This is a genomic window from Endozoicomonas elysicola, assembly GCF_000710775.1.
GTDB lineage: Bacteria > Pseudomonadota > Gammaproteobacteria > Pseudomonadales > Endozoicomonadaceae > Endozoicomonas > Endozoicomonas elysicola.
In genome coordinates this window covers 1,215,778-1,241,030 of record NZ_JOJP01000001.1, presented here as the reverse complement: position 1 = coordinate 1,241,030, position 25,253 = coordinate 1,215,778, and the positions used below count along the sequence as shown (strand labels likewise).

20 protein-coding genes are annotated in these 25,253 nt (G+C 48.7%); 10 read left to right on the top strand and 10 right to left on the bottom strand.

Annotated elements, in window-relative coordinates:
* Positions 1–99: 99 nt before the first annotated feature.
* The 4 genes from GV64_RS05200 to GV64_RS05185 all read right to left on the bottom strand — a co-directional run bounded on the left by GV64_RS05200 (position 100) and on the right by GV64_RS05185 (position 7,225).
* A complete protein-coding gene (locus tag GV64_RS05200; protein WP_020581204.1) occupies positions 100–2,028 on the bottom strand; it encodes a hypothetical protein in 1,929 nt (642 codons plus the stop codon).
* A 127-nt stretch (positions 2,029–2,155) separates the two neighbouring features.
* Positions 2,156–3,529 carry a DUF1329 domain-containing protein gene (locus GV64_RS05195; RefSeq protein WP_020581205.1) on the bottom strand — a complete coding sequence of 458 codons (1,374 nt, stop codon included), beginning with the start codon at positions 3,527–3,529 and terminating at the stop codon, positions 2,156–2,158.
* 32 nt (positions 3,530–3,561) lie between these two features.
* On the bottom strand, positions 3,562–5,379 hold the full coding sequence (locus GV64_RS05190) for a DUF1302 domain-containing protein (RefSeq protein WP_020581206.1): 1,818 nt from the start codon (positions 5,377–5,379) through the stop codon (positions 3,562–3,564).
* Positions 5,380–5,476: 97 nt separating this feature from the next.
* Positions 5,477–7,225 (bottom strand): alkyl sulfatase dimerization domain-containing protein, encoded by a 1,749-nt coding sequence (locus tag GV64_RS05185; protein ID WP_020581207.1) that lies wholly within the window; start codon positions 7,223–7,225, stop codon positions 5,477–5,479.
* A gap of 105 nt (positions 7,226–7,330) precedes the next feature.
* Between GV64_RS05185 and GV64_RS05180 the strand changes: the two genes are divergently transcribed.
* Positions 7,331–8,371, top strand: coding sequence for an AraC family transcriptional regulator (locus tag GV64_RS05180; protein WP_020581208.1), 1,041 nt, complete (start codon positions 7,331–7,333; stop codon positions 8,369–8,371).
* A gap of 62 nt (positions 8,372–8,433) precedes the next feature.
* Here GV64_RS05180 and hutH read toward each other — a convergent pair whose 3' ends face one another.
* The 3 genes from hutH to hutC are packed head-to-tail and all read right to left on the bottom strand — an operon-like array spanning position 8,434 to position 12,457.
* A complete protein-coding gene (gene hutH, locus GV64_RS05175; RefSeq protein WP_026258061.1) occupies positions 8,434–9,966 on the bottom strand; it encodes a histidine ammonia-lyase in 1,533 nt (510 codons plus the stop codon).
* Positions 9,966–11,699 carry a urocanate hydratase gene (hutU, locus tag GV64_RS05170; protein WP_020581210.1) on the bottom strand — a complete coding sequence of 578 codons (1,734 nt, stop codon included), beginning with the start codon at positions 11,697–11,699 and terminating at the stop codon, positions 9,966–9,968. Before hutU ends, hutH begins: the two co-directional genes overlap by 1 nt.
* 38 nt (positions 11,700–11,737) lie before the next feature.
* On the bottom strand, positions 11,738–12,457 hold the full coding sequence (gene hutC / locus GV64_RS05165) for a histidine utilization repressor (protein WP_020581211.1): 720 nt from the start codon (positions 12,455–12,457) through the stop codon (positions 11,738–11,740).
* Between the two features lie 253 nt (positions 12,458–12,710).
* On the opposite strand from hutC, the gene hutI reads away from it, so the two are divergent.
* Complete coding sequence (hutI, locus tag GV64_RS25525; RefSeq protein ID WP_020581212.1) at positions 12,711–14,957, top strand: imidazolonepropionase; 2,247 nt, start codon at positions 12,711–12,713, stop codon at positions 14,955–14,957.
* A gap of 208 nt (positions 14,958–15,165) precedes the next feature.
* On the opposite strand, the gene GV64_RS05155 is transcribed toward hutI, so the two are convergent.
* The gene (locus tag GV64_RS05155; protein WP_020581213.1) at positions 15,166–15,816 is read right to left on the bottom strand and encodes a 3'-5' exonuclease; all 651 of its coding nucleotides are present in this window, start codon (positions 15,814–15,816) and stop codon (positions 15,166–15,168) included.
* A gap of 229 nt (positions 15,817–16,045) precedes the next feature.
* A complete protein-coding gene (locus GV64_RS25795; RefSeq protein ID WP_020581214.1) occupies positions 16,046–17,095 on the bottom strand; it encodes a DUF1186 domain-containing protein in 1,050 nt (349 codons plus the stop codon).
* A gap of 373 nt (positions 17,096–17,468) precedes the next feature.
* Here GV64_RS25795 and GV64_RS05145 point away from each other — a divergent pair, with 373 nt between their 5' ends.
* A complete protein-coding gene (locus GV64_RS05145; RefSeq protein ID WP_020581215.1) occupies positions 17,469–18,077 on the top strand; it encodes an HNH endonuclease domain-containing protein in 609 nt (202 codons plus the stop codon).
* On the opposite strand, the gene GV64_RS05140 is transcribed toward GV64_RS05145, so the two are convergent.
* Positions 18,074–18,661 (bottom strand): class I SAM-dependent DNA methyltransferase, encoded by a 588-nt coding sequence (locus GV64_RS05140; RefSeq protein ID WP_020581216.1) that lies wholly within the window; start codon positions 18,659–18,661, stop codon positions 18,074–18,076. The two genes, GV64_RS05145 and GV64_RS05140, sit on opposite strands and share 4 nt — an antisense overlap.
* A gap of 366 nt (positions 18,662–19,027) precedes the next feature.
* Here GV64_RS05140 and GV64_RS05135 point away from each other — a divergent pair, with 366 nt between their 5' ends.
* From GV64_RS05135 to GV64_RS05100, 7 genes are all read left to right on the top strand, one after another.
* Positions 19,028–20,332 (top strand): site-specific integrase, encoded by a 1,305-nt coding sequence (locus tag GV64_RS05135; RefSeq protein WP_081622033.1) that lies wholly within the window; start codon positions 19,028–19,030, stop codon positions 20,330–20,332.
* A gap of 122 nt (positions 20,333–20,454) precedes the next feature.
* On the top strand, positions 20,455–20,745 hold the full coding sequence (locus tag GV64_RS26225) for a helix-turn-helix domain-containing protein (protein WP_020581219.1): 291 nt from the start codon (positions 20,455–20,457) through the stop codon (positions 20,743–20,745).
* A gap of 355 nt (positions 20,746–21,100) precedes the next feature.
* Positions 21,101–22,060: a toprim domain-containing protein gene (locus GV64_RS23600; RefSeq protein WP_020581221.1), complete on the top strand. Its 960-nt coding sequence runs from the start codon at positions 21,101–21,103 to the stop codon at positions 22,058–22,060.
* Positions 22,051–23,802: a DUF927 domain-containing protein gene (locus GV64_RS05115; RefSeq protein ID WP_020581222.1), complete on the top strand. Its 1,752-nt coding sequence runs from the start codon at positions 22,051–22,053 to the stop codon at positions 23,800–23,802. The genes GV64_RS23600 and GV64_RS05115 overlap by 10 nt, the downstream gene beginning before the upstream one ends.
* On the top strand, positions 23,802–24,305 hold the full coding sequence (locus GV64_RS05110; RefSeq protein WP_020581223.1) for a hypothetical protein: 504 nt from the start codon (positions 23,802–23,804) through the stop codon (positions 24,303–24,305). The genes GV64_RS05115 and GV64_RS05110 overlap by 1 nt, the downstream gene beginning before the upstream one ends.
* A gap of 36 nt (positions 24,306–24,341) precedes the next feature.
* Complete coding sequence (locus GV64_RS05105) at positions 24,342–24,758, top strand: hypothetical protein (RefSeq protein WP_020581224.1); 417 nt, start codon at positions 24,342–24,344, stop codon at positions 24,756–24,758.
* Between the two features lie 108 nt (positions 24,759–24,866).
* The gene (locus tag GV64_RS05100; protein ID WP_020581225.1) at positions 24,867–25,172 is read left to right on the top strand and encodes a hypothetical protein; all 306 of its coding nucleotides are present in this window, start codon (positions 24,867–24,869) and stop codon (positions 25,170–25,172) included.
* The last annotated feature ends 81 nt before the right edge of the window (positions 25,173–25,253 follow it).

Here is a 25,253-nt window from a genome sequence, read left to right as displayed (position 1 = left end):
ATTAAAGATTAGATGCAATACCTTGTTTCTGTTGAACAGAAAATCGGCAACTTTGGTTTACCGGCGAAATATAGCAATTTGCTGACATATTATTTTGATTTACAACAAGGAAGCCGTAATCATTCGATTTGTTGAATCCGCCCTTGCAGATTTACAGGCACTTCCAAGCTCAATGGCTAGCTGTTTGGCGGCAATACCATCAATAGAACCCATTGAATCATAGAAATCACTAATGTCTGATGATAGTCCTTCGGGTTGAACGTCGCCGAGCTGTCTTAACAGCACACGAACATGGCTCAAGTCCTCAAGAGCAGAGTCTGGATGACTGTCGAAATACATGGCGGCATTTTCTGCTCGGACAGATGCACTGCATACTATATGATGACCAAAGGCTTGCCGGTTTACCGGCTTATACTTGGCGACGCCACCGGTAAGATCATTAACCAGAGGGCCCATCAAAGATTTGCTGAGCGCCCTTCGTACCGGCGAGTGCCCTATGTAGAAACTGCCATCAGGCCCGGTAATGGTTGTTGCAACCGACTCCTCGAGGCCTTGAGTGTAGCCCAGTACCTTTCCTGTTTCCCGGTCCAGAAGCCCAACCCCCACAGTGAATGGAACCGCCTTGCCACTCTTGCTGAGAATTCCGTTGCCTGCCATCATGGCAATCCCGTTTGCCGTTACCGTTGCGGTGAGTAAATTCATATTTTTCGCGCCCATCAGCTCGGGATACATGTCCAGACGGGCAGACCAGCCTGCTTCAGCCTTACCTCCACGATCAAACAGTTTATACAGCGTCTTTAACGTGGCGACATAAAGCTCACTCCCTTCCGAAGCGACCGTGATGGAAGCAAGCACCTGCTCACCAACGTTGTAACGCCACAATTCATTCAAATCACGGTCATAGGCGATAACATGACCGTGTTCATCTGATGTATAGATACGTTTACCATCCGCTGTCAGGGCAGGGGTTGACCCGGTGCCTCCATCAAACATTGCCTTTGCAGCAACTTCAAGCTGCAACTTTCCATGATTCCTGATGACATCAATACCATAAATTGCACCATTGGCAGCAAGACCATCCCTGACACCATCGTCTCCATCTTCTGCAGTAGCAGCGACAAAAATTCTTCCGGTGCCAGGGTCTATGGAAAAGTAGTTGGCAACTTTGACGCCACCACCAAACAGAATATCCATCACCCGGCTGAAACGTCCGCCATGGGTCGGATCCTCCCCAACAGCCTCCCTGGCAACGGCATCAGCTCTATCCAGTAGCCATTGTGGAATTTTGGCCGCATTTGATGGTTTCGCAGGAGCTCCGGGCACAATAAATGGCTCGGATAACAATAAACTGCCGGTTTTACGATCCAGCATGATCATGGTGCCATCCATCACCACACTGACAATCGCATCAGCCTGAGGCAGATAGTTCGCACCAAAGTTATGACTGTTTTCGAGCCCCTGTATCGGGTCTATATACTTTTTAAGCCCGGTTTTCACATCCCAGATGATGTCACCACTGGGTCTGACAGCCAGCGCCCGTTCATAAAGTGTCAGGTAGACTATCTGCTCACCCGGGCGGTCCGGATCGTCCAGTATTAGTGGAGCCCCCCCACCCTGACCGTAGCCTTCTATAGACCACCGTCGTTCACCTGTTTCACCATCAAGAGAGACCAGAACCACATTTTCTTTTGGTGTCACCGGGCTGAAATAAAGGTTACCTTCACGGTCAATGGACGGCCCTTCCGTAATGAACATATCCTCTTCAACGACCCAGTCCAGCTCAACTTCTGGTGCCACTGCCGTAAGAACCTCATCAGAGTTCCGGGTTGATCCGTGAAGTGATCTGAACGTGTCATTAATGCCAAGTACCGGATTTGCCGGCGCAACATAACGCGGCCCATCCGGTCGCCACTCACTCAGAGCTGTATTATCGTATGCCTTTGGAGTTTTCAGATAATTGCCCAATAACGCACTGCATACCGCTATTCCGGCAACAGCAATACCTGAGATGACTCGTTTCCTGGCCATGTTTTATCTGCCTATTTTTATTATTTTGTTCAGCAAGACTAGCCAGTACAGGAAGCCTCACCGATGTACAGACTCTAGGAGCCTGTCGAACTTAGCCGACCGTAGCGAGAAAAAGTCCGCTTGGCTCCTAGCGCCCCCAGCGACGTATCGCCGCTGGGGTATAATCGGATTTACTGGCCAACTGCCCAAAAATCAGGGGTTTTTGATAGCTGTTAGCAATGCCGTTGGTTATGTAACGGCCAGAATAAAGGTCATAGAACACTTCCGTTACCAGCCAGGGCACCTGCTGAGGGTTCAACTGGATGGCATGTGCCATCCCCACCCGCCAGATCTGATCCCGGCTGTCATATAAATCGATGATTGACGCCTGCCAGGTGTCTTCGTCAATGTAGAAAGTGCGCTTGCCATAGACATGGCGCTGGCCGTCCTTAAGAGCGGCTTCAACCACCCAGACGCGATGAAGCTCATAACGGGCCAGTTCCGGATTGATATGCCCCGGGTGGATGATGTCGGCATTACTCCGGCTTTTGTCATAGAGCGCATAACTGTTATAGGGAATAAAGATTTCCTGTTTACCCTTCAATGTCCATTCATACTTGTCGGGCGCACCATTGAACATATCCAGGTTATCTGAGGTTTTCAGATTATCACTGCTGGTTGCAGGATTATCATAGGCAACATTGGGCGCCCGTCGTACACGACGCTGCCCTGGCAGATATTTCCACGCTCGTCTTGGCTCAGCAACCTGGTCAATAGGCTCATGCACCAGTGTCACTTCTCCTGCCATCCGGACTGGCTCCAATACCTTGGACTTATAGAGAAACAACAGGTTTGACTCCTCTTCCAGATCGGTAATGCTCGGGAAGAAGTTCCAGATGGTCTGCTTGATGATTTCCCGGTAATCGCCATTGGCTTCTGCAATCACCTGGCTGAGGGTCAGGTCCATACTGTCGCCACGGTAGCGCAGCATATGATTCCAGATGACCTCCAGACCATTTTCAGGTTCAGGAAAAGCCACTCCATTTACCAACCCGGCAATACCATTACCACCGTCCAGCAGCGTTGTGGTTTCAGCATTACGGCGAGTTGCCTCATACACGGAATCAGGGTAACTGGCACTGCGACGGGTTGGGAAAACGTTCATTTTGAAGCTATCGGGATAGCGCTTGAACATGGCCAGCTGACCGGGCGTCAGCTGATGACGGTATTGCTCAAGGTTTTCTGCCGTAATGGTAAACAGCACCTCATCACTGGCAAATGGATTGGCCATATTACCATCGGGCTGCATGGCTCCCTGCTCCGGTTTCAAACCACCGGTCCAGGCGGGAATCGTACCGGCACTATTCCCCTCTCTTTCAGCCCCAATTGGGGTTAGTGACTGACCGAGCTGGTCAATGGTTGATAGTGTTGGGCTGGCTTGAACCATCGGTGCCAGTGCAATCATGCCAGCCAGCGCCAGTCGTCTGGCAGTGCTACTAAGTAGAGTATTAACAGGTTTCATTATTATTATTCTCCCACAGTCAGAATCAGGGCTCAGAAGCTGGCGCTGATACTGAAACTCATGAAGTCACGATCATCCAGAGTGCTGTACTGGTTATTGCCAAAGAAGCTGGTGTAGGCCAGTGTCGCCTTATAATCATCACGATAAATAGAACCAAGACTCAGCGTTGTTGCCATCTGGCCTTCCTCAAAAGCACCGCCAGGCTGATAGGCATAGCCATTGACATCATGGCGGAAAGACAGTGATGGCTTCACGGTCACACCAGGCAATACACTGCTATAAACCAGAGTCGCATTCAGGCGATATCCCCAACTGTCCGATGTCGTATAGCCCTCATTGGTACAGAAATCATCGGTGATATTGTCACTGGTATTGCAGGCACCAGAGCCATCATCACCAGGGCCAAACAGCGCAGAGCGGCCATAACGATTCTCATCCCCTAAGGCCCCAATGTGCATAAAGCCTACTTCGCCAATCAGTGCCAGTTCGGAAGCCCCCAGAACCTGTGGGAATGTATTGAGTGCCGTTACCTGAACCTGAGTAACCGGCTTTCGGACATAGCCTTCAACATTCTGACCATAGTCTGCAGCCCCATCACCACCAGCAGCTGCATCACCCAGCAGGTCATTAATGTTGATTTGCAGCGGCATGTTTGGCCGATAAGCCAGTTCACCACTCAACGACCAGCCACTATGCAGGCTGGTATTAAAGCTCAAACCATAAAGTCGAATATTTTCCGGAAATACCGCGTTGTAGGTAGCGCCTTGAATGAAACCTGCACCGGCAGGATGACCAGGTGCATAGAAGTCGATATCTCCCAGCGGACCTCCCGCTAACGGGCGGTATTGAGAAGGATCAGCATTAGTGGCATCCAGATAAGGGTTTCGACTGTGATAGTTAATGAAATAGAGGCCGAACTCACTACCATTAAGTGATTCTGCATAATATTTAACCGAAGCTCCCCACTGACCACTGTCTTCTGGTAAATCATCAACGGTGCGGTCAATAATGGTATTACCTCCCGTGCCCCCAATATTTTCTTCTTCCGCATTAGATAGTGTTGCCTGTGTATAAATAGGTCCACAGCCCGGTTGAATGACATCGGTGGTGGCAAAGAACGTGTTACAGCCATCCAGAACGGTGGGACGCCAGTTAAACTGGTAGAACCCTTCCAGAGTCATCGCTGGCGTCAGACCAATACTGCCATACAGCATCTCAACAGGCAGAAGCCCTTCTTTGAGTTCGACACCGGGGCGGTTAAAAGCGGCCGCATCCAGGGGATTAATGATGTTAATCCCGCCCTGCAGAAAAGTACTCTCCCCCCAGCTCAACACCTGTTTACCCAGACGGATATCCACTGGCATCTCACCCAGGTCAAAGTAAGTCCAGCCATAGGCATCCAGAAGCTCTATCCCACTGAAACTGGCCAGATCATCAAAACCACTGTCGTCGAAGTCGGTATAACGGCCACTTTTCGTTTCCAGCCAATGGTCATACCAGTATTTAACACTGCCTTTGAAACCATAATTGTGGTATTCCAGCGTCAGATCAGTGAGCCCTTTGTACTGGTTTGAGATCACATCGCCTTTGCCAAAATTCAATCGGCCATTGTCCGCATTGGGTCCGGTACCACTGCCGGGCGAGATACTGAGATTCTTACTTTCCCCGTAGGTATATAGTTTGCTGTCCGGATCCTGAGTACTGACGCTCATACCAACGCTGATGGTCGTATTCAGTGAGCCGGTTAACTCACCATCCAGTGCCTGAAAACTTTTTGCCGTAGTCTGCTGGGAAATAACTGATAGGAAAATCGCAGCGCAGAGAGGCGATAATGTATTTTTAGTAACCACATCGAATCCCGTTTATTGTTTTTGTTCGGGTTGATTGAGAGACAGAACCAGAGTTCTGCCATGGTTTGCCTTTAAGCTGTCCGGGAATGAACTGCCCCTACTGAGCAGATTCAAACAACGATAAAAAACTTACCAAACTCGGCAGTTCCGTTATTCCGCCTTCGACGGAAAGGCTGCCGCTGGTCAGTGCTACTGTGAAGCTTTTCTCCCCAAGCACCAGCTCAACCCAGTCATCAGCAGTGACGGACACCCGGATATCAGCATCAGCAACCTCGCCATGAATAAACTCCGCAATACCACTGCGTACGTGCAGGCTGTATTGCTCATCGGCGTCGGTAAAATCAAAACTCAGAGTTTTGTTGATGCCAGCGCTTTTTTCAGGGTTCAACGCTACGGTCATCGCCTGAATAAAGTTACCAATGGGGAACGTTTTAATCAGCGCCAGCTTTTCCGACGTCATCACCTCTGGGTCAATGGTATGCCCTTCAAGCTCCAGAGCCTGTGTCAGGTAATAGTTCCGTCCATTCGGGTTCATGGATGCCAGCCCAAGGCTGCGCATTGCCTGCACTTTAATAGCCTTGCCTTCAGGGTGATCCGGCTTGGCAAATAACAGATAGTTCACCAGCTCCAGGGCCCAGCGATTTTTACCCTGTTCCAGGGCACTGCGGGCCTCAAAAATCACTTTCTCCTCCCCCAGCAGAGCCAGCATATTTTCACCGCGTTCTTTTTCCGGCGCTTTTGACAGAGTTGCCGCATCACCATCAAACCACCCAAGATAGCCATTGAAGATACTGCGAACCGACCACTCAACAGTGCCATACAGCTCCTGCAAGTAGGGGTGACTGGCCAATGGCTCTGGCAGTTGCACAGCCTCCACCAGCTGATCTTCTGTCAGCCCCTGGTTCATCCCTCTGATGGTTTGGTCGTGTACAAACTGGATAGCATCCCGATAAGCGGTCAACGTCTCATTGACTTGCTGACGGCCAATCAGTGGGCGGGTGTGGCTGGGAACCAGATACTCAGGCTTCAGCTCCCGCATTTTGTCCAGACTCTGGGTCCACTTCAGCACATCCCTATAAAGCGTGCCTCGAATGGTATATAGGTTCGGGAATGCTTTATAAATATTATCGCCAGGCATCAGCACGTCATGGTCAGGCAGGTAAACGAATAGCTGATCATTGGTTTCGCCAGGTGCATGCACCAGCTGAATACGAACCCCTGAGATTTCCACCTCCAGATCATCCGCAAATGTTTTGGTGGGGCGTATCAGTGTTGGAGTTCCACCACCATGACCAGCATTCAGTGCTGGGCCAATGCCGGCATTGATCAAACCCGTGTCATTTTTTTCCAGAAGGTTACCAAACATCCGGCTGCTTCGGTCGCCGATCACGGGTCTCAGATGGTGAACCACTCGATTGATGTAGGTATTGGTGGATTCATGGGCATAAACATCAACATCGCCACTGGGAACAAAACCTTTGCCACCCAGAATATGGTCAGCATGGTTGTGGGTGTATATCAGGGCTTTGACGGGCTTATCGGTAATCCTTCTGAATGCTTCCAGTACAGATTCCGCGGCTTCGCGGCTTTCCATCACATCAACAATGATAATGCCATCATCACCTTCAATCATGATGGAGTTGGCAAGACCAAACCCAACCGCAACATGAACGCCTTCAGTGACCTTATAGACTTTACGTTCAAACTCGGCAGTATGGGCTTTAAGCACCGGGTGAGCCTTTCCAGCAGTGATTTCAGACGCTGCACTTTCCTTTTGGTCCTGCCCACAAGCAGTCAGAAATACGGATAAGGAAAGGAGGAGAATGGCTTTTTTTATTATGATCATCAGTTATCCTGCACACCGATTGTTTTTTTATTTTTGCCGGTGCCTCATGATATAACCGGATAATTATTGCTGACCTGACTTTAACGGACAGAAGTTTGACCTGACATGACAATAACAAATGCAAATAAGACAAAAGCGATTACAGTAAACGACGACGCAACGACATTAAGTTCCTGGGCACTGGCGTTGGTTAATACGATAAAAAGTGTCAATTGCCCGGTAGAGCCATTACTTCAAGAAGCCAACATTGATCAGTCATTATTAACCCAGGCAGGTCAGAGAATTCCCATTCAGAAAATGGCGATATTATGGAAAGCGGCGGTTCGTGAGACAGGGAACCCAGCCATTGGTCTTTCTGTTTCTCAACACCTGCAAACCAATCATCTTTATGCCTTCAGTTATGTTATTCAGGCTTGCAATAACGTCCGTGACGCCTTGGAAACCATGGTTTGTTTTTCTGCTGTGATCAGTACAGTGCTTGAGCTGGAATTAAAAGAAAAAAAAGACAGCGTAGAACTGATCTACGCTGTACGTGAAAATTACCCGGCTCCATGCGAAGAAGCGATGGATGCCTCTGCAGCCATAACTATCATTCGAGCTATCAATCACCTTGGGTTACTGCCAGAAGATATTGTCTGCGTCAGACTGCCTCGCGCATTGCCAGAACAGCCGGAGTTATGGAGAAGCAGGTTGCCTTGTCCGGTACATTTTGAGTCTGACTGTCTGAGAATTGTCTTCCAGCCTCATGTTATGGATAACCCGCTTCCTACCGCCAGCCCTGAAATTGCCAGTACCAATAGTGAGCTGCTGCGCCGTTACCTTGACTCCCTGAATCGAAGTTTTGTCACGCGGGCAAAGCAACATCTGGCGGATTTATTCATCTCGGGAAGAGCGACGCAGGAGGCACTGGCGGCTGAGCTCAATATGAGCCCAAGAAACCTGCAAAGAAAACTGCTCTCTGAAAATACATCCTTCAGAAACTTATTGGATGAACTTCGTCAGAAACATGCTCTGCATGAAATAAAACATTCGCTTAAGCCAATCACAGAGGTGGCTCATGATCTGGGCTTTTCAGATTCAACCAGTTTCTGTAGAGCATTCAAGCGCTGGACAGGTGAGACACCGACGCAATATCGGAAAGAATAATCCGACTGGAGGCGGTTACTGGCAGGTCATGCCTCGTCCCTGAGGTCACTGGAAGAAACAATTCACCCAAGACTCACCAACAGTTCCGTAGGCATATAAACATTCAGTTGCCCACTGGCCACCAGCTGAGATGCCTTTTGTATATCTGGAAAGAAATAGCGATCCTGATCATAGAATGGGATATCTTTTCTCACCATTTTCATCACCGACTGCAACACTTCAGACGTTTTATAGGGCTTGCGCATATCAACCCCTTGAGCAGCAGCCAGCAGTTCAATTCCGACAATTGCCGCGGTATTACTGTTCATTTCTCTCAGACGACGGGCTCCGTATGTTGCCATGGAGACATGGTCTTCCTGATTCGCAGAAGTGGGGAGGCTATCAGTAACAGACGGGTGAGCAAGGCAGCGATTTTCACTGGCCAACGCAGCTGCTGTATTGTGAGCGATCATAAACCCGGAGTTGACACCACTGTTCTTCACCAAAAATGCAGGCAAGCCGCTTAGATGCTGATCCACAAGCAGTGCAATTCGCCGCTCACTGATGGCACCAATTTCAGAAATCGCCAGCGCCAATGCTTCTGCTGCCATACCCGTTGGCTCAGCATGGAAATTTCCACCAGACAATATTTCATTATCTTCAGCAAACACCAGTGGGTTATCTGTAACACCATTAGCCTCTGTCTGCAGAATTCCGGCGGCATAGCGTAACTGTTCCAGACAGGCACCCATCACTTGCGGCTGGCACCTCAGGGAGTATGGATCCTGCACCTTGTCACAGTCAGCATGGGCCTGTTCGATATCACTGTGATCCAACATGGAGCGGTAGGCATGGGCAGCATCGATCTGCCCTTTCAAGCCCCGGGCTTCGTGAATACGCGGATCAAAAGGCCGACGACTGGCCATTGCCGCTTCGATGGACAAGCTTCCGGTAACGACCGCCGACGCCATCAAATCCTCGGCGCCAAACAGCCCCTGAAGAGCAAACGCAGTACTGGCCTGAGTACCGTTTAGTAAGGCAAGCCCTTCCTTCGGTGCCAGCTTCATTGGCTCCATCCCGGCATAAGTGAGAGCCTCTATGGCAGTAACCTGCTGCTTACCCACCATAGCATGACCTTCACCCAGCAATAAGCAGCTCATGTGGGCCAGTGGCGCAAGATCGCCACTGGCCCCCACCGAGCCTTTTTCTGGTACACAGGGGTAAACCCCAAGATTAACCAGTTGAACCAGAGCCTCAATCAGTTCCAGCCGGACTCCTGACAACCCCCGCGACAGACTGTTAATTTTCAGTACCATCATTAACTTTACGGTACCTTCATCCATAAACTGACCGACACCTGTCGCATGAGATAACACAATACTCTTCTGAAGTGCCTCCAGCTCCTTATCCGGAATCCGGGTACTGGCCAGCAAACCGAAACCGGTATTGATGCCATATACAACCCGGTTTTCAGCCAGCGCCTGATTCACACACTCAACACTTTTAGTAATAGCCGGATGACAAGCCGGGTCGAGTTGAATCGACACGTCGTAACGACTTACGTTTCGTAAGTCAGACAGAGATAATTGTCCGGGTGTAATCATTAACTTAGTCATCATGGCTCTCCCACCTGTTCAGAGCTGTCCGACTGCATGGGCAGATCCAGACCATTGTCTTTCGCACACGCTCTGGCAATGTCATAGCCGGCATCAGCATGACGCATAACACCAGTACCCGGGTCATTCCACAGAACACGACCAAGTTTCTCCCGAGCTTCATCCGTACCGTCTGCAACAATAACCACACCAGAGTGCTGGCTATAACCAATACCAACACCACCTCCATGATGAATACTCACCCAGGTGGCTCCAGAAGCCGTATTCAACAGAGCATTCAACAAGGGCCAGTCGGACACCGCATCACTGCCATCACGCATACCTTCAGTCTCACGATTGGGGCTGGCTACCGAACCAGAGTCCAGATGATCCCGACCAATCACAACAGGAGCACTGAGCTCTCCACTGGCTACCATGTCATTAAAGGCCTGTCCAAGACGGGCTCTGTCTTTCAGACCAACCCAGCAGATGCGGGCAGGTAAACCCTGGAAGGCAATGCGTTCTCTGGCCATATCCAGCCAGTTATGAAGGTGTGCATCGTCAGGAATCAGCTCTTTAACCTTCTGGTCGGTTTTGTAGATATCTTCAGGGTCACCCGACAGTGCAGCCCAGCGGAAGGGGCCAATACCCTGGCAGAACAGCGGTCGAATATAGGCAGGAACAAATCCCGGAAAATCAAAGGCGTTTTCGACCCCCACCTCTTTCGCCATTTGTCGTATATTGTTGCCGTAATCAACGGTAGCGGCACCCTGTTGCTGCAGTGCCAGCATGGCCTTCACTTGAATCGCCATGGACTCTCTTGCTGCTTTGGTAACCGCCGCTTCATCTTCTTTGCGTTTCTCACTGGCCTGCGCCAACGTCCACCCTCTGGGCAGATAACCATTCAGCGGGTCATGAGCAGATGTCTGATCAGTCACCACATCGGGTGTAATATTGCGCTCAACTAACTCGGGAAAAATCTCTGCAGCATTACCCAGCAGACCAACCGAGACTGCTCTACCTTCGGATTTGGCCTGCTCAATCATGGTCAGGGCTTCATCCAACGAGGTTGCCTTTTTATCGAGATAGCGGGTTTTCAGGCGAAAGTCGATCCGTGACTCATCCACCTCACAGGCCAGCATGGAAAAACCAGCCATGGTTGCGGCCAGCGGCTGGGCACCACCCATACCGCCAAGGCCTCCAGTCAGAATCCACTTACCTGAAGCATCGCCATTGAAGTGGGTTTTGGCCATGGCCACAAATGTTTCATAGGTTCCCTGGACAATGCCCTGAGAACCAATATAAATCCAGGAGCCTGCGGTCATCTGGCCATACATCATCAGCCCCTGTTTATCCAACTCATGGAAGTGCTCCCAATCAGCCCAGTAAGGTACAATATTTGAGTTGGCAATCAGTACACGAGGTGCGCCGGTATGAGTCTTGAATACACCAACCGGCTTACCGGACTGAACGAGCAAAGTCTCATCAATCTGCAGCCGCTTAAGTGTGGCAACTATCTGGTCGTAGCATTCCCAGTCTCTGGCTGCTCTGCCAATGCCACCATACACCACTAATGCTTCCGGATGTTCTGCCACCTCCGAATCCAGATTATTCATCAACATACGCAGAGGCGCTTCCACCTGCCAGCTGCAGGTATTCAGCTCAGAACCTCTCGGGGCACGAATGGACCGATCAGGGTCAAATCGAAGATATCCTTTATCAGATGTAGACATTGAAGCTTGTTGCTTTGCCATATTCACACATCCTCTACGTTACATTTTCGAATAAACAATCAGGTAAACTGTAAATGGTCTCCCAAGCGGTATCGGTCACCGGGGTGCATCAACTTAGCCAGACTGACAACGCCTCTTCGACACCAGCTTCTTCGTAAAATTCTCAGGCAAGGAGCACCTGGCTCCATACTCAGTAACCCGGCAACGGATTCAGACGGCAACACGGCCTCTACCACATGAGTCGCTTCCGTCAGGGCGGCTACCCGGTTGAGGTATACGTTAGGGGTTTCCTGAGAGAAATCCTGATTAAGATAGTCGGAGGCAAAACGGGGGTTAATATGACGCTCTTCCCACTGCAGGGGTTCGCCATTTTCATAATGAACAATAATGGAATGAAAAACGGTGGCAGACTCAGGTAGCTCCAGAGATACCGCGATGGCCTCTGTAGCTTTTTCAGCTTCCAGAAGCAAAACCCGGTTGCTGTAGCCATGGCCACGCTCTCGTATTTCATCCGCAATATTACGCACAGCCAACATGGAAGACTGCGGCTTCAGTGGCGCAACGAAAGTGCCCAGCCCCTGCTGACGCATTAGCACACCAGACGCCGTCAACTCCTGTAAAGCCTTTCTGGCCGTCATCCTACTGACCGAGAACTGCTCACAAAGCTGATTTTCTGAGGGCACCTTTCTGGCCTCTGACCACTCACCTCGCTCGATTTTGTCCAGGATAAAATGCTTTATCTGCTGATAGCGAGGCAACAAGCTCTGATTCTGATTCATATTTTTTTACTATAAAAATGCCGTTATTAAGTCTTTACCACTTCCATGATTCGGCTTTCCCGAGAGCAAACCCTTTACATCACAGACAGCATAAGACCTTCTTATTAAAGGCCTGCTGAAACTGCAGGTTGCTCAAACAATCTTATTGTATATAGTTGTATATACAATTAAATAATAATGCAATTTGTACGATTTTGAGAAATACATTGCACGTTTAAAAACCTTCAGATCAGACAACCGATGGCCGGATCCCATGAAAAAAAGTAATGCTGGCAGCTCATCCATCCTCTGTGATTTGCTGATTCGAAACATCCACCTGGCCACCATGGATCCGGCGCTCACCTTATCCAAGCCAAAAACGCACCACGAGAGTGCGGGCTGTCCATACAACAGCATCAACCATGGCGCCATTTTGGTGCGCAATGGCTATATTGTGTGGGTTGGAGCAGAGGCTGAATTACCGGAAGGGACTAAGGCAAAAGAAACCATTGATGGGCAGGGGCAGTGGCTGACGCCCGGGTTGATCGACTGCCATACCCACCTGGTCTATGCCGGCGATCGCTCCCGAGAGTTTGAACAGCGGCTGGAAGGTGTCAGTTATGAAACCATCGCCAAGCAGGGGGGAGGTATTCTCTCAACGGTAACAGCAACAAGGGCAGCAACCGTTGAAGAACTCGTTGAATCCTCTCGGCCTCGTCTGGAAGCACTGCTGGCAGAAGGGGTGACGACCGTAGAAATCAAGTCTGGCTATGGTCTCGATACAGAAACCGAAATAAAAATGCTCAAGGCTGCAGGTCAACTGGCAGAAGAATACCCAGTCACTATTGCTCGCACGTTCCTTGGCGCCCACGCCCTCCCCCCAGAGTATAAGAACAACCCGGATGCCTACATAGAACATGTCTGCGAGGACATGATTCCAACGGTTGCCAAAGAACAACTAGCCGATGCTGTGGATGTTTTCTGCGAAAATATTGCCTTTTCACCTGAGCAGACTGAGAAAGTATTTCAGGCTGCAAAAGCCCACGGTTTAACAGTAAAACTCCATGGCGAACAACTGTCCGACAGCGGTGGCACTCAGCTGGCCGTACAATACCAGGCGCTTTCGGTTGATCATCTGGAATATCTGAGCCAGTCGGGCATTGATGCATTAAAGAGCAGCAACACAGTAGCAACACTACTGCCAGGCGCCTTTTACTATCTGCGGGAAACCAAACTGCCGCCTATTGATGAATTGAGAGAAGCGGACATTCCAATCGCCATTGCCACCGATTTAAACCCTGGAACATCGCCTCTTGCCTCTATACGACTGATGATGAATATGGCCTGCACTCTGTTCCGTATGACACCTTCCGAGGCGCTTGCCGGCTGTACTCGAAACGCAGCGCAGGCACTTGGGTTTCAGAACAGCACCGGCATGATCAAGGCAGGCCTCGATGCTGACCTGTTACTGTGGCCGATCAATAACCCTGCGGCCCTGGCTGCCGGACTTACCGGAATATCCCCTTCTCTGATCATAAAAAAAGGTCATATTGTGAAATCAACCTTTCCAACCGAGCCTTCATTTTCCTGGTCTGGTCGGGTTGACCAGGAAATCGCTACCCACGCGGCCCTACGCTGGCACCAGAAAGTAGAACCCTACTCTGCAGGCTGTGAAGCAGGTATCGCCCTATTGGGCTTTGAGTCTGATGAGGGTGTTCGTAGAAATCAGGGTCGCACCGGAGCAGCCAAAGGACCAGACCATATTCGACGAGCCATGACCAATCTCCCCTGGAATCGCACTGCTCCCGCATGGGATGCAGGAAATATCACCTGTACTGGAAATAACCTTGAACAGGCACAGAACGACTATGCTGAACGCATGAGTGAACTATTAAACGATGGACAAATAGTTGTTGGACTGGGCGGTGGCCATGAAATAGCCTGGGGCTCTTACCAGGGATTAATGAAACACCTCGGAAAACGACACAGTAAAAGTAAGGCCCCTCTGAAAGTAGGCATTATTAATTTCGATGCGCACTTTGATCTTCGCCTGCCAGAAATTGGCCCCAGTTCTGGAACCCCCTTCTGGCAGGCAGCGGAACACGCCCGTGAACAGAACCTTCCCTTTAACTACCTCTGCCTTGGGGTCAGCCAAAGCAGTAACACCCAGGCTCTGTTTAATAGAGCTGATGAGTTGGGCGTAACTTATCGACTGGATAAAGAGATGACATTACTAAACCTGCCTGCTCTCCACCAGCAACTCCAGCAGTTTATCGATCAGGTGGATCATATTTACCTGACCATCGATATTGATGCTTTTTCAGCCGCCCTGGCTCCAGGCGTTAGCGCACCTGCTCCGCGCGGCATTCCCCTGGAAGTCGTAGAACCACTGCTGGACAGCATCAAACAGAGCGGAAAAATCAGGCTCTTTGATATTGCAGAAACCTGTCCAAAGTATGATATTGATGCTCACACTGCACGACTGGCGGCGCGATTGATTCATCAGTTGGCAGGGCAATAGCCGTAAAATTTAAAGATTGAACCACTGAGATCACAAAGAGCACGAAGAAGTGCTTTTCTTTGTGATCTCTGTTGTTCAAAAAAGAGCCCGCACAGAAAACTAAGGCTTCCAGGGAGAACCAGTAAGTCAGAGACAAACAGTCACTTTACTGGCATTTTCCCTCAGGGGGATTAAGGGAAGTCCTTAATGTCTACCTTGAGAGCAGTCCCTAAACAACAACATTTGTTCTCTGTTTTTCTAACAAAGCTGCCACACCCGTTTTCGATGTCTTTGATAATGTCTTCATCAATGCAAAGGACACATTCGACACTTGATGTCGGCGCTCAAGGTCCTCCAGCATTCTTAACCAGAGATGCGCGGTCATCTCCGCATCCGCCAGCGCACGGTGAAAGACGCCATCAGTCGGCAGTTTATTGTATTTCACCAAAGTACCGAGTTGGTGATTGGGCGCATTCTGATAGAGCCGCCTTGCGATTAGCATCGAGCAGGCAAAGGTTCCATCATAGCCCGTTGTTGCTACCGACATTTCGGCATCCAGAAACTTTTTGTCAAAGGAGGCATTATGCGCAACCAGATTATGTCCGCTAATAAAACTGGCGAACTCCTTTATTACCAACGAACAGGCGTCGGCTCCCCTCACCATCGTATTGGTGATACCGGTATAATTTTCAATAAAGGAGCTGATACGAAACCCAGGATTCATCAGCTGCTGAAACCGATCCGTTATCCGACCATTCTCGAGCAGCACTGCGCCAATTTCGATGGCGCGATCACCCATATTCGGAGACAGTCCGGTGGTTTCAAAGTCCAATACGACCACGGTATTGGCATTACGCTTATCTAGCATTTTTGAAGCCATACTCGCCCCTTCAACATATCCCACCTTGTCTTGCTATCCATCAACGCATAGTCGGGAGTCAACTTGCAGCAGCTCTCCGGTGTTTCTTCCGGCCTGACGACAAGTATTCATAAATGGGAGTAGTGTACCGCTAATACGGGGATGACAGACAGCCGCAGAGAGGGCCATGAAAGAGCATCAGGTTAAAAATCTTCGATGAAGAGAAAGAAGCTGGTAACGCTGTGGCTTATTAACCACAGCACTTCTTAAATTTCCGGCCGCTACCACAGGGGCAGGGATCATTACGTCCCACTTTAGCGCTTTGCCGAACCACTGGCTGCTTAGACTTTCCTGGTGGTGATGACGCACGCAACATCTGCTGCCCTAATGGTCTGGGTGATGCAGTAGACTTTCGAGTCTGGGGCTTCGGCTTTCTGGCCGGCCAAGGCCTCGTCACGCGTTGAATATTATCCTGCACAGCACTGTTCCCAATAGGCGCGGGCTCAACCTGCGCTTTCTCAGGCTCACTGCTGTTAAAACTGGCCCACCCTTTCAGTTCCGCAACGCAATCATTAATCAGAGCAAAATTTTCATAGGGGGGGACGCAAATTTCACCAGAGTGGTCCTGCAACACCTTACTGAGCCGCTCCTTACCCATAAAGGAATCCGTTAGTAATTTATCATCAAAGGCGCGCACCATCTGCGCTTCCAGCTCAGTAACCCCAGCGATTATGCAGTTGGATACCAGACCATCCCAAACTGGGCTGCGCTGGCGTTCCAATACGCCATCAAACAACTGCTGAAAATAGCTCACCAATTGCTCACGGGGCAAAAAACCATGGAAGACCAGAATCGTCAGGCAGGTCAGTGCTGAATGGCGCGCATATGAGTGTATCCCTTCATTCTCAATCAGCTGCTTCAACGGCTCGATATCACAGCCACTGTTTTGCTTTTCATCACACTCGCCAACCATGACCGACGCCAGTATTCTCGCCAGACTCTCACTGACCACATAGCCAAGAAGGCGATTAACCGTCTGGGGGTTGGCAGAAACAATCCGTAGCATCAGGGGATATGCTCGTGGTTCCCGGAACTGAGCCAGCAGGTAAAAAGCAAAGAAGACCAGATCCACGCGCTGCCCTTCAGGGATCTCATCCCCCTGACCGGCAATATCGTCCAGATAATCCAGCAAACGCGGCGTCAGCTCTGCCCTCTGCTCACTGGCTGCTATCAGCTCTTCTGCAGGCAATTCACCAGCTACATGGTTAGAAAGCCTATTAATAATATCGTCAATGGTCACGGGTACTCATCCTGTCTATTGTCGCTATTTTTTTCATAAGCATAGCGCTTAAACAGTGATCATGAGCTACAGAAATACTAATGCCTCCAGCTTATAATCCGATAGATCGGAGAGCCACAGTTCCCCCCTCCAGATTTTCCCGTATTGTACTGCCACAACTCAGCGAATCTGAATCCTCTATATCAGAACTGGCAGGGACAATCATTTGCGGTGCTTCTGCTGTACAGCATGTGGATGACAGTTAGAACTCTCTTCGTGAAATCGCATATATCTAAATAAAATTACAGATTAAAATAAAATTCTTAAAAGTATTAGATAAAGCATTCATTCATGGACGATTTGCAGGTACGGATGTCACGATAAAGGTATCCGATTGACCAGTGACTTTTTGCACCTTACAGAGTCCGACTCCTTTTCCAGCTTTAAACCGGAAACCGACGCACGCTGGAAGCTGGTAGAAAGTGCCTGGCAGATGGGTATTTCAAGAAACCTCTTGCGTGTAGAACATGACAGTGAAACCAAAGGATTATTTACTCGTATTTCTGACCGGCGGGTGAACATCACCAGCTCAAGAGATAGCCTGAATGGCTACCAGAAAGGAAGGTGTTTTTACTGCTTTGATCGTATATCCATCAAGCCAGGCGATGCTGAACTTGCAGATGTTGACCACTTTATTCCATGGTCTGTTAAAGATACCGTTCCCTCTATAAATGGTATCTGGAATCTTGTGCTGGCATGTCAGGACTGTAACCGCTGGCAGAAATCTGCCCAACTGCCTCATCTGGATTTCCTGTACCGATTACATGCCAGAAATGAATATTTTATTAACAGCCATCTGCCAATCAGAGAAACTCTCATCCATCAAACCGGTGCATCTGAAGCTAAACGCAGGGCATTTCTACAAGACAGCTATAACCTTGCCAGATCAAAAATTCTGCATATCTGGAAAAAACCGGAACCTCGAGGCACTGCAACCTTTTAGGATGCATGCTTCAGAATAACATTCAGCCACTTCTCACTCGCTCTTTCCGGCCTTAAGTCATGGGTAACCCAGCTTTGATACACAGATAGGCCAGCCAGCTCAGAAAGGCTTTGTATTCCATTCTCATTCAAATACGTAAAGTGTCGCCCACCAACATTTCCTTCACCTTCTCCATACTTGAACGAGCAATAGAAGTAACCTGAAGGAAGCAGGAAACTTGCCAGATAATTCATGGTTTCTGCCAGCTCAGCATAGGTGATATGCAGTAGAGAGGCACAAGCCCAGATACCATCAAACGGTAATTCAGATGTGAACTCGTTAAACTGACAGGCCATAACAGGCTGCTCAAGCAGCTTGGAGGCCATTTCGGCCAGAGGGGCGCAGGCGTCAAAGCCAGTTACTTCGTAGCCCCTGTTGAAAAAAGCGCGGGCATCACGCCCAGAGCCACAACCAGCATCCAGAATACGACCACCAGCAGGTATCAGTGGCAAAAAGCGCTCATAAAGCTCACTTGCCTCAACACTAACGGTTAAGTCATAAAATTGCTGGGCATTCTGCAAATAGAAGTCAGAGGTGCTGGTCATTATTTAAATAAATTTGAGGCGGAATAACTTTCATATGATGCCAACTTATCAAAAGAATATATATTCTGTTAGCCTTGGCAATTAGGCCAATTACGTACAATTAAGAGGTTTCAGAAAAGCAGTGAATGATAATTCAAGAAGGAGAGAACATCTTTTGTAAGGACTTATGGCGCACCCGAGAGGATTCGAACCTCTGACCTCTGCCTCCGGAGGGCATAAATTTATAGTTTAACCCAATTTAACAAAATCATACCAACCTCTCTCAAACCCAACATTATCAAGGCATACAGGCCAATCGCCTTTAACCTATCTATTTTTCGTGTACACTAAAATTCACCAAATCTGTTAGAACGGTGTTAGAACGGGATGAGTTCATCGAATAAGAAAAAGATCATCAGTAAATTTCGAAAAAGCCATCTTCAGGCATTGCCTATGCGGGAAAAGCCTTACTTTGTTTATGACGAGAACGGAAATGGACTCCGGCTAAGAATTGCCCCGACTGGGGTTAAAAGCTTCCAAGTCATGAAAAGAATTGGCACTAAAGTATCATTCGTTACTGTTGGCAAATTCTGTGGCAAAGAGGGAAGCATGCTAATGCATCCTGAACAGGCTCAACAACGAGCAAGGGTGCTCTACGCTGAGCTGGCAGCAGGCAACAATGTGAATGAAAAGAAGAAACAGCAACGTAGAGAAGAACAAAGTAAAAAAGACGCCACTCTGAGTGCCTTCATGAAAAACCATTATGAACAATGGTCGAGTGTGAACCATAAAGACAGTGAAGGCATCCTGAAAAGGATCACGTTCCACTTTGGCAAGTGGTTCGATAAACCTCTGCATGAGTTAACCTCTGCTTTAGTTGAGGGCTGGCGGCAAGAGCAGCTCAATATGGGACGCAAACCTTCAGGTATTAACCGCGATCTCACCGCATTAAGAGGACTATTAAGCAGAGCCCTTGATACCGGCATTATCGACACACACCCCCTCAATAAAGTCAAACAGCTCAAAGTGGATCGCAACCCCAAACCACGTTTTCTGACCACAGATGAAGAAAGCAGGTTACTGGCTGCACTGGATAAACGACAGGCATGTCAGCAAGCCAAAAGAACAAGATACAACCAGTGGCTCAAAGAACGTCGCCACCCTACACTACCAGAGCTGAACATCGAATTTACCGACTACATCAAACCGATTGTCCTGCTGGCAATAAATAGCGGCCTGCGACGTGGCGAAATTTTCAATCTGACATGGCATGATGTCAATTTTGACCAAAAATACCTTTCTGTTGAAGGAACCGGTTCCAAAACCGGCCACACAAGGCATGTTCCACTAAACCAAACAGCTTATGAAACCCTTTCTGTTTGGAGGCGACAAACCAACAGCCTGTCTTTCGTATTCCCTCACTCTGAAACCGGAAGCCGACTAAGAAGCATCAAGTCAGCCTGGAGAGAGGTCCTTAAGGTCGCTGACTTATGCTTTCCAAAAGAACATCCAGAGTACTTTACCTTTCACGATCTTCGCCATGCTTTTGCCTCTAAGCTGGTCATGAGGGGTGCTTCCTTGTACGACATCAAAGAGCTACTGGGTCACGACACTATAGATACTACTCAGGTATACGCACACCTTGCTCCACAGCATAAAGCAAACATTGTGGCTCTTTTGGATGAAAATTAATTTCGTATATTTTCACATGGCCCTATACAAACCAAACAATCCGCATTATTTTAAAAAGCAGAAGTATCACAAAAAACAATTGGACATGGAGTGCCAATGTGAAAAACCTATCATCGCCCCCTATGCTGCCTGAAGCCTTTAGCTCCAGCATAAGTACTTTGACCAAACCATCCACTCAAGAGGAAAGCATGGCTGACATGGACAGTCCATCAAACAGATCGCACCACTTGGATGATCTGCTCACACCAGAGCAAGCCTCCAAGATGTTAATGGTAACAGAAGGTACCCTGGCCGTTTGGAGATCAACTGGCCGGTATGAATTGAAATACGTCAAAGTCGGCAGATGGGTCCGCTATCGTTATGGTGATCTACTTGATTTCCTGAACAGGAGAACTTTGACTCAAGTTAGCTAGTTTACACGGGCATAAAGTCTAAAAGCCAGCCTAACTAAATACCGCTTTAACGTCCCGCCAAAAAATAAACAACAAAAGCAAGCAACACAACTCAACTCAACAACAAATAAAAATGTAAAGGAACTCGACCTCGGCAAATGATGCCAGAGGATGGTTTGTCCTGTTACGCCTGTCTATGGCTCGTCAGGACATTACATGGACGAGAAGCACTATTTGCTTCTGAACTGTTGGAGATTGTAATGCTGCTAACTACTGACATTACTACACAGAAACAGGAATTTCCGAGGCTCACGCCTCTGCCTGGGCCAAAGCAGTCCCTAAACTTTCGCATCCTCAACCGAAGAGGGGGTGCCAAATGAAGGTTAACAGAGTAAAGCAGGCCGCATATGGCAAGTGGGACCTAATCCTTCAGGAAGTCTGCGGTTTCTCAAAACAAGACACTACGCCAACCAGGATTGGAATGCCCTGTCCAAACTGTGGCGGCCATGACCGCTACGAGTTTAAGAGTGCTACTGACGGCTATCACATGTGTCGCGGCTGTGGTGCTGGTGATGGAATTAACATGATCAGGAAGATTCATAGTTGTAGCTTCCCAGAGGCATTGAACCTGATAGCTCATTTTCTTGGAATTCATGAGCAAGAGGACTATAACCCTCAACACTTGAAGGGTTGTAATGGAAAAATTAATGCGCCCCAAGCAGGTGGTGAGAGAGTTGTCCCTGCACCAAAAGACCCGAAAGTGGCTGCTCAAGAAGCTCGGGAGATCTTTTTATCTGCAACAGATGCCGACCCTGCATTCCCATACTTTGTTAATAAGCAGGTTGGGGTGTATGGAGTCCGGCAGCAGAACAACTTCATTCTAGTCCCCCTGAGGGATATCAGCGGTAATATCACGAGCCTTCAATACATCTACCCCAATGGTAAAAAGTACTTCCATAAAGGCGGAACCATAAAAGGTTGCTTTCACCTGATTGGTGATGTCGGCAATACAATCTATATTGTCGAAGGCTACGCCACCGCTGTCAGTGCCTACCAGTTTGACCGAGAAACTGTAGCTGTTGCTGTAGCCTTTACCGCTGGAAACCTGAAACCGGTTGCTATTGAACTGCGAAAAAAATATCCCACCACCAACCTTATCTTTCTAGCTGACAATGACCGGTTCACTCCCGGTAATCCCGGGCTTACCAAAGCTCGTGAAGCTGCTGATGCTGTTGATGGCGAAGTTAGATGCCCCAAATTCAAGGAAGGCGAACCTGGTACTGATTACAACGACTGGATTAACAACCGGTTTCAAGGGGAGAAAGCATGGGCTTAAAAGACTCCCCAAAAATCAAACACCTTGGCCATGGCTACTACATTGAGGCTGGTTATTTGTATTACCAGCCTGAGCCGAAAGGCAAATCGGATGATGAGCCTGCCCCTATTAAAATTTCATCAGAGATAGAAGTCATTGCACGTACCCGAGATCTGGATGGCCGACAGCATGGTCGGCTACTCAGATTTCACGATGCTGACCATGTAGAAAAGACTGTACCAGTAGCCTGCGCATCGCTTCAAACCGATGGTGCAGAAGTGCGGCAATATCTGGCTGACCTAGGGCTGGAGATCATGCCTTACAAAGCAGCCAGGGACAAACTTAACCAGTACATTGTCATGAGCAACCCCGATAATACGGCCCTCTGTGTAGATAAGCTGGGTTGGTACAGTAATTTCGGTACTTATATTCTGCCAGGGAAAACCATTGGTTCATCTGGCAAGGAACGTATCGTATATCAGCCAAGTATTCTCGGTGTCAGTAGCTCTGTTAAAGAAAAAGGTAATCTTAAAGAGTGGCAGCAATTATCTGCCTTATGCTCCGGAAACAGCCGTTTGTTAATGGCAGCCTCTACAGCCTTTGCAGCCCCTCTGGTTGAACTAACTGGGGCAGAAAGTGGGGGGTTCAATTTCGTTGGTGGCAGCAGTACCGGTAAAACCACCAGCCTATACATTGCCGCCAGTGTTTGTGGTGAGCCTGCCTATGTTAATCGCTGGAGGGCCACAGGAAATGGACTGGAGGCCATGGCTGCAGCTCACAATAATGCCCTTTTGATCCTTGATGAGCTTGCCCAGGTATCACCAAGAGAAGCCGGTGAAATTGCCTACATGCTGGCCAATGGTTCTGGCAAGGCCAGAGCATCCATAACTGGCGGGAGCCGCCCAGTTACACGCTGGAGCCTGATATTCCTAAGCGCCGGAGAGATATCTCTGGCACAGCACATGGAAGAAGGAGGCAAAAAGGCCAGAGCCGGTCAAGAAGTAAGAATGGTCGATATTCCTGCAGAAAGCGGCTCTGGTATGGGCATGTTTGAGGAGCTTCATGGCGTAGATACTCCCGCACAGTTCGCAGAGATGATTCGTGACAAGACCTCCGGCGCTTACGGTTCAGCTATTGTACAGTTTCTGACTCACCTGACTGAACATATTGCTAAAGACAAAATGGGACTACTGGATACTATAAGAGACACTGTCAGTGCTTTTATTCAGCAGGTAGTTCCCAAAAATGCTGACGGACAAGTCCGGCGTGTCGCTGCACGCTTTGGGCTGATAGCAGCGGCAGGCGAACTTGCAAGCAATGCTGGTATCACTGGCTGGAATGAAGGTGAGGCCATGCATGGTGTCACTGCCTGTTTTAAAGCGTGGCTTGAGCAGCGTGGAGGGATCGGGTCTCAAGAGGAGCGTGTAATCCTTGAGCAAGTACGCCACTTCTTTCAGTCTCACGGCGATAGTCGTTTTAGTGAAATCAGTAGCTCCGGGGATGATGCATACACCATTCCTGTCAACCGGGCCGGGTTTCGAAAAAAACAAAACGGTGAAACGGTTTATCTTGTTTTTTCTGAGGTGTTCAAGTCTGAAATAGCTAAGGGATACACCCCAAAAAACGTCGCAAAAACATGCATCAATGCCGACTACCTTCTACCCAGTAGCGATGGTAAGAGCAGCACCCCCATGAGCTTGCCCGGTATTAAAAAAAGAACCCGTGTTTATATATTCACCTCGACAGTTCTGGGGAGCGAGTAATGTTTAATCTAAAAAAATATCGACATACTCTGCTCGACAGTGTTCAAGGTGTAATTAGTGTTCAAACTGGCCCTGCGGAGTGCCATCATCCAGAAACGACAGCCAAATCAGCGAACACCGACCCTCAGCCAGAAGTGTGTTTCAGTGTAACTACAACACCCCAAACGGCCACAGACACACCTCGGAACACTTTTTCAAGTATCCAGGGTGTCAACGGTGATTCCTCTAAAACGCTGGTGCCTGAGGCTTCAGGCATAGGTGAACACGCAGAACACCAACAACACCGTTTAAAAGGGGGTGGCCATAATACATTAGCAAGACTGGAAAATGCTCTGGCATATCTCAGCCTGCAACTGAATATAACCAATGACATACTCACTGAGAAGTACTTTACAGAGGATGATATCAACGATATCAGTCACGGGATGTACGACAATCAGCTCGATAGTCTGGCGGAGCTGATCCGCTCAGATGGCTGTTTTCCTTTCACAACTGATGATTGATAAACAATCAAAGTTATTCAAGCCGGAGGATTCGTCATGGCTAGAGGCGGAGCGAGACCAGGAGCAGGTCGTCCAAAGGGCAGTGTTAATAATAAGCATACTGAATTGAGAGAGTTGCTGTTATCTCATGCCGAGCCCATGCTGTTAAAGCTCATCATGATGGCTAAAGAGGGCGACCTGCAGGCATTAAAGCTGTGCATTGATAAAATCCTGCCATCAATGAAGCCTGTTGACCCACCTGTTCAGGTTGCTGTAAACGATAACGACAGCCTGACTCAAAAAGCAAATGCAATTCTGGTGACGGCGATGGCTGGCGACCTGTCCACCGCAGATGCCAATCAATTACTATCAGGCATCACCACACTTGCCAGAATTATTGAGTTTGATGAGATGGACAATCGGCTCACAGAGCTGGAGAAATTGGCCAATATGACTGCCAGTAAGACCAGCTAAATGACCATATTACAGAATTTGAAGAGGGGCTGATTACAGCCTGTATTTTCGAAAGAAAATGCTCAGAAAAAAATACGCCCCCTTTGATCATTAAGCAGAGGACGCTAAATGAAATCACTGAATGCTCGACTACAAAAACTTTCCAAAGACCATGGCAGCCTTGACGAGATGATTGAGCTACATAGACAGGCACTGGAGTGGCTTGAAAATGCAGACCCGGACATTGAAGAATTCAGGTCTGTGAGTTTCAAAGAAGCTGAAGCCTCTTTCTACGAGTTCTGGGAGGAGTGGCAAGAAGTGGGCCTGCGCATGCCATCAAGACTTTGGGGACCAAATGTAAGTGACATGATGGACCTTGTGTCGGCTAGAGAATTTGGTCCTGAGAACAGCCCCGCATCATACATCAAACGCTAGCAGCTAACTGAAAGGACTCTTATAGGACAAGCAAGATTTTTTGGCTGCTAGTCAGTAAACTTACGAAGCCTACTCAGACAG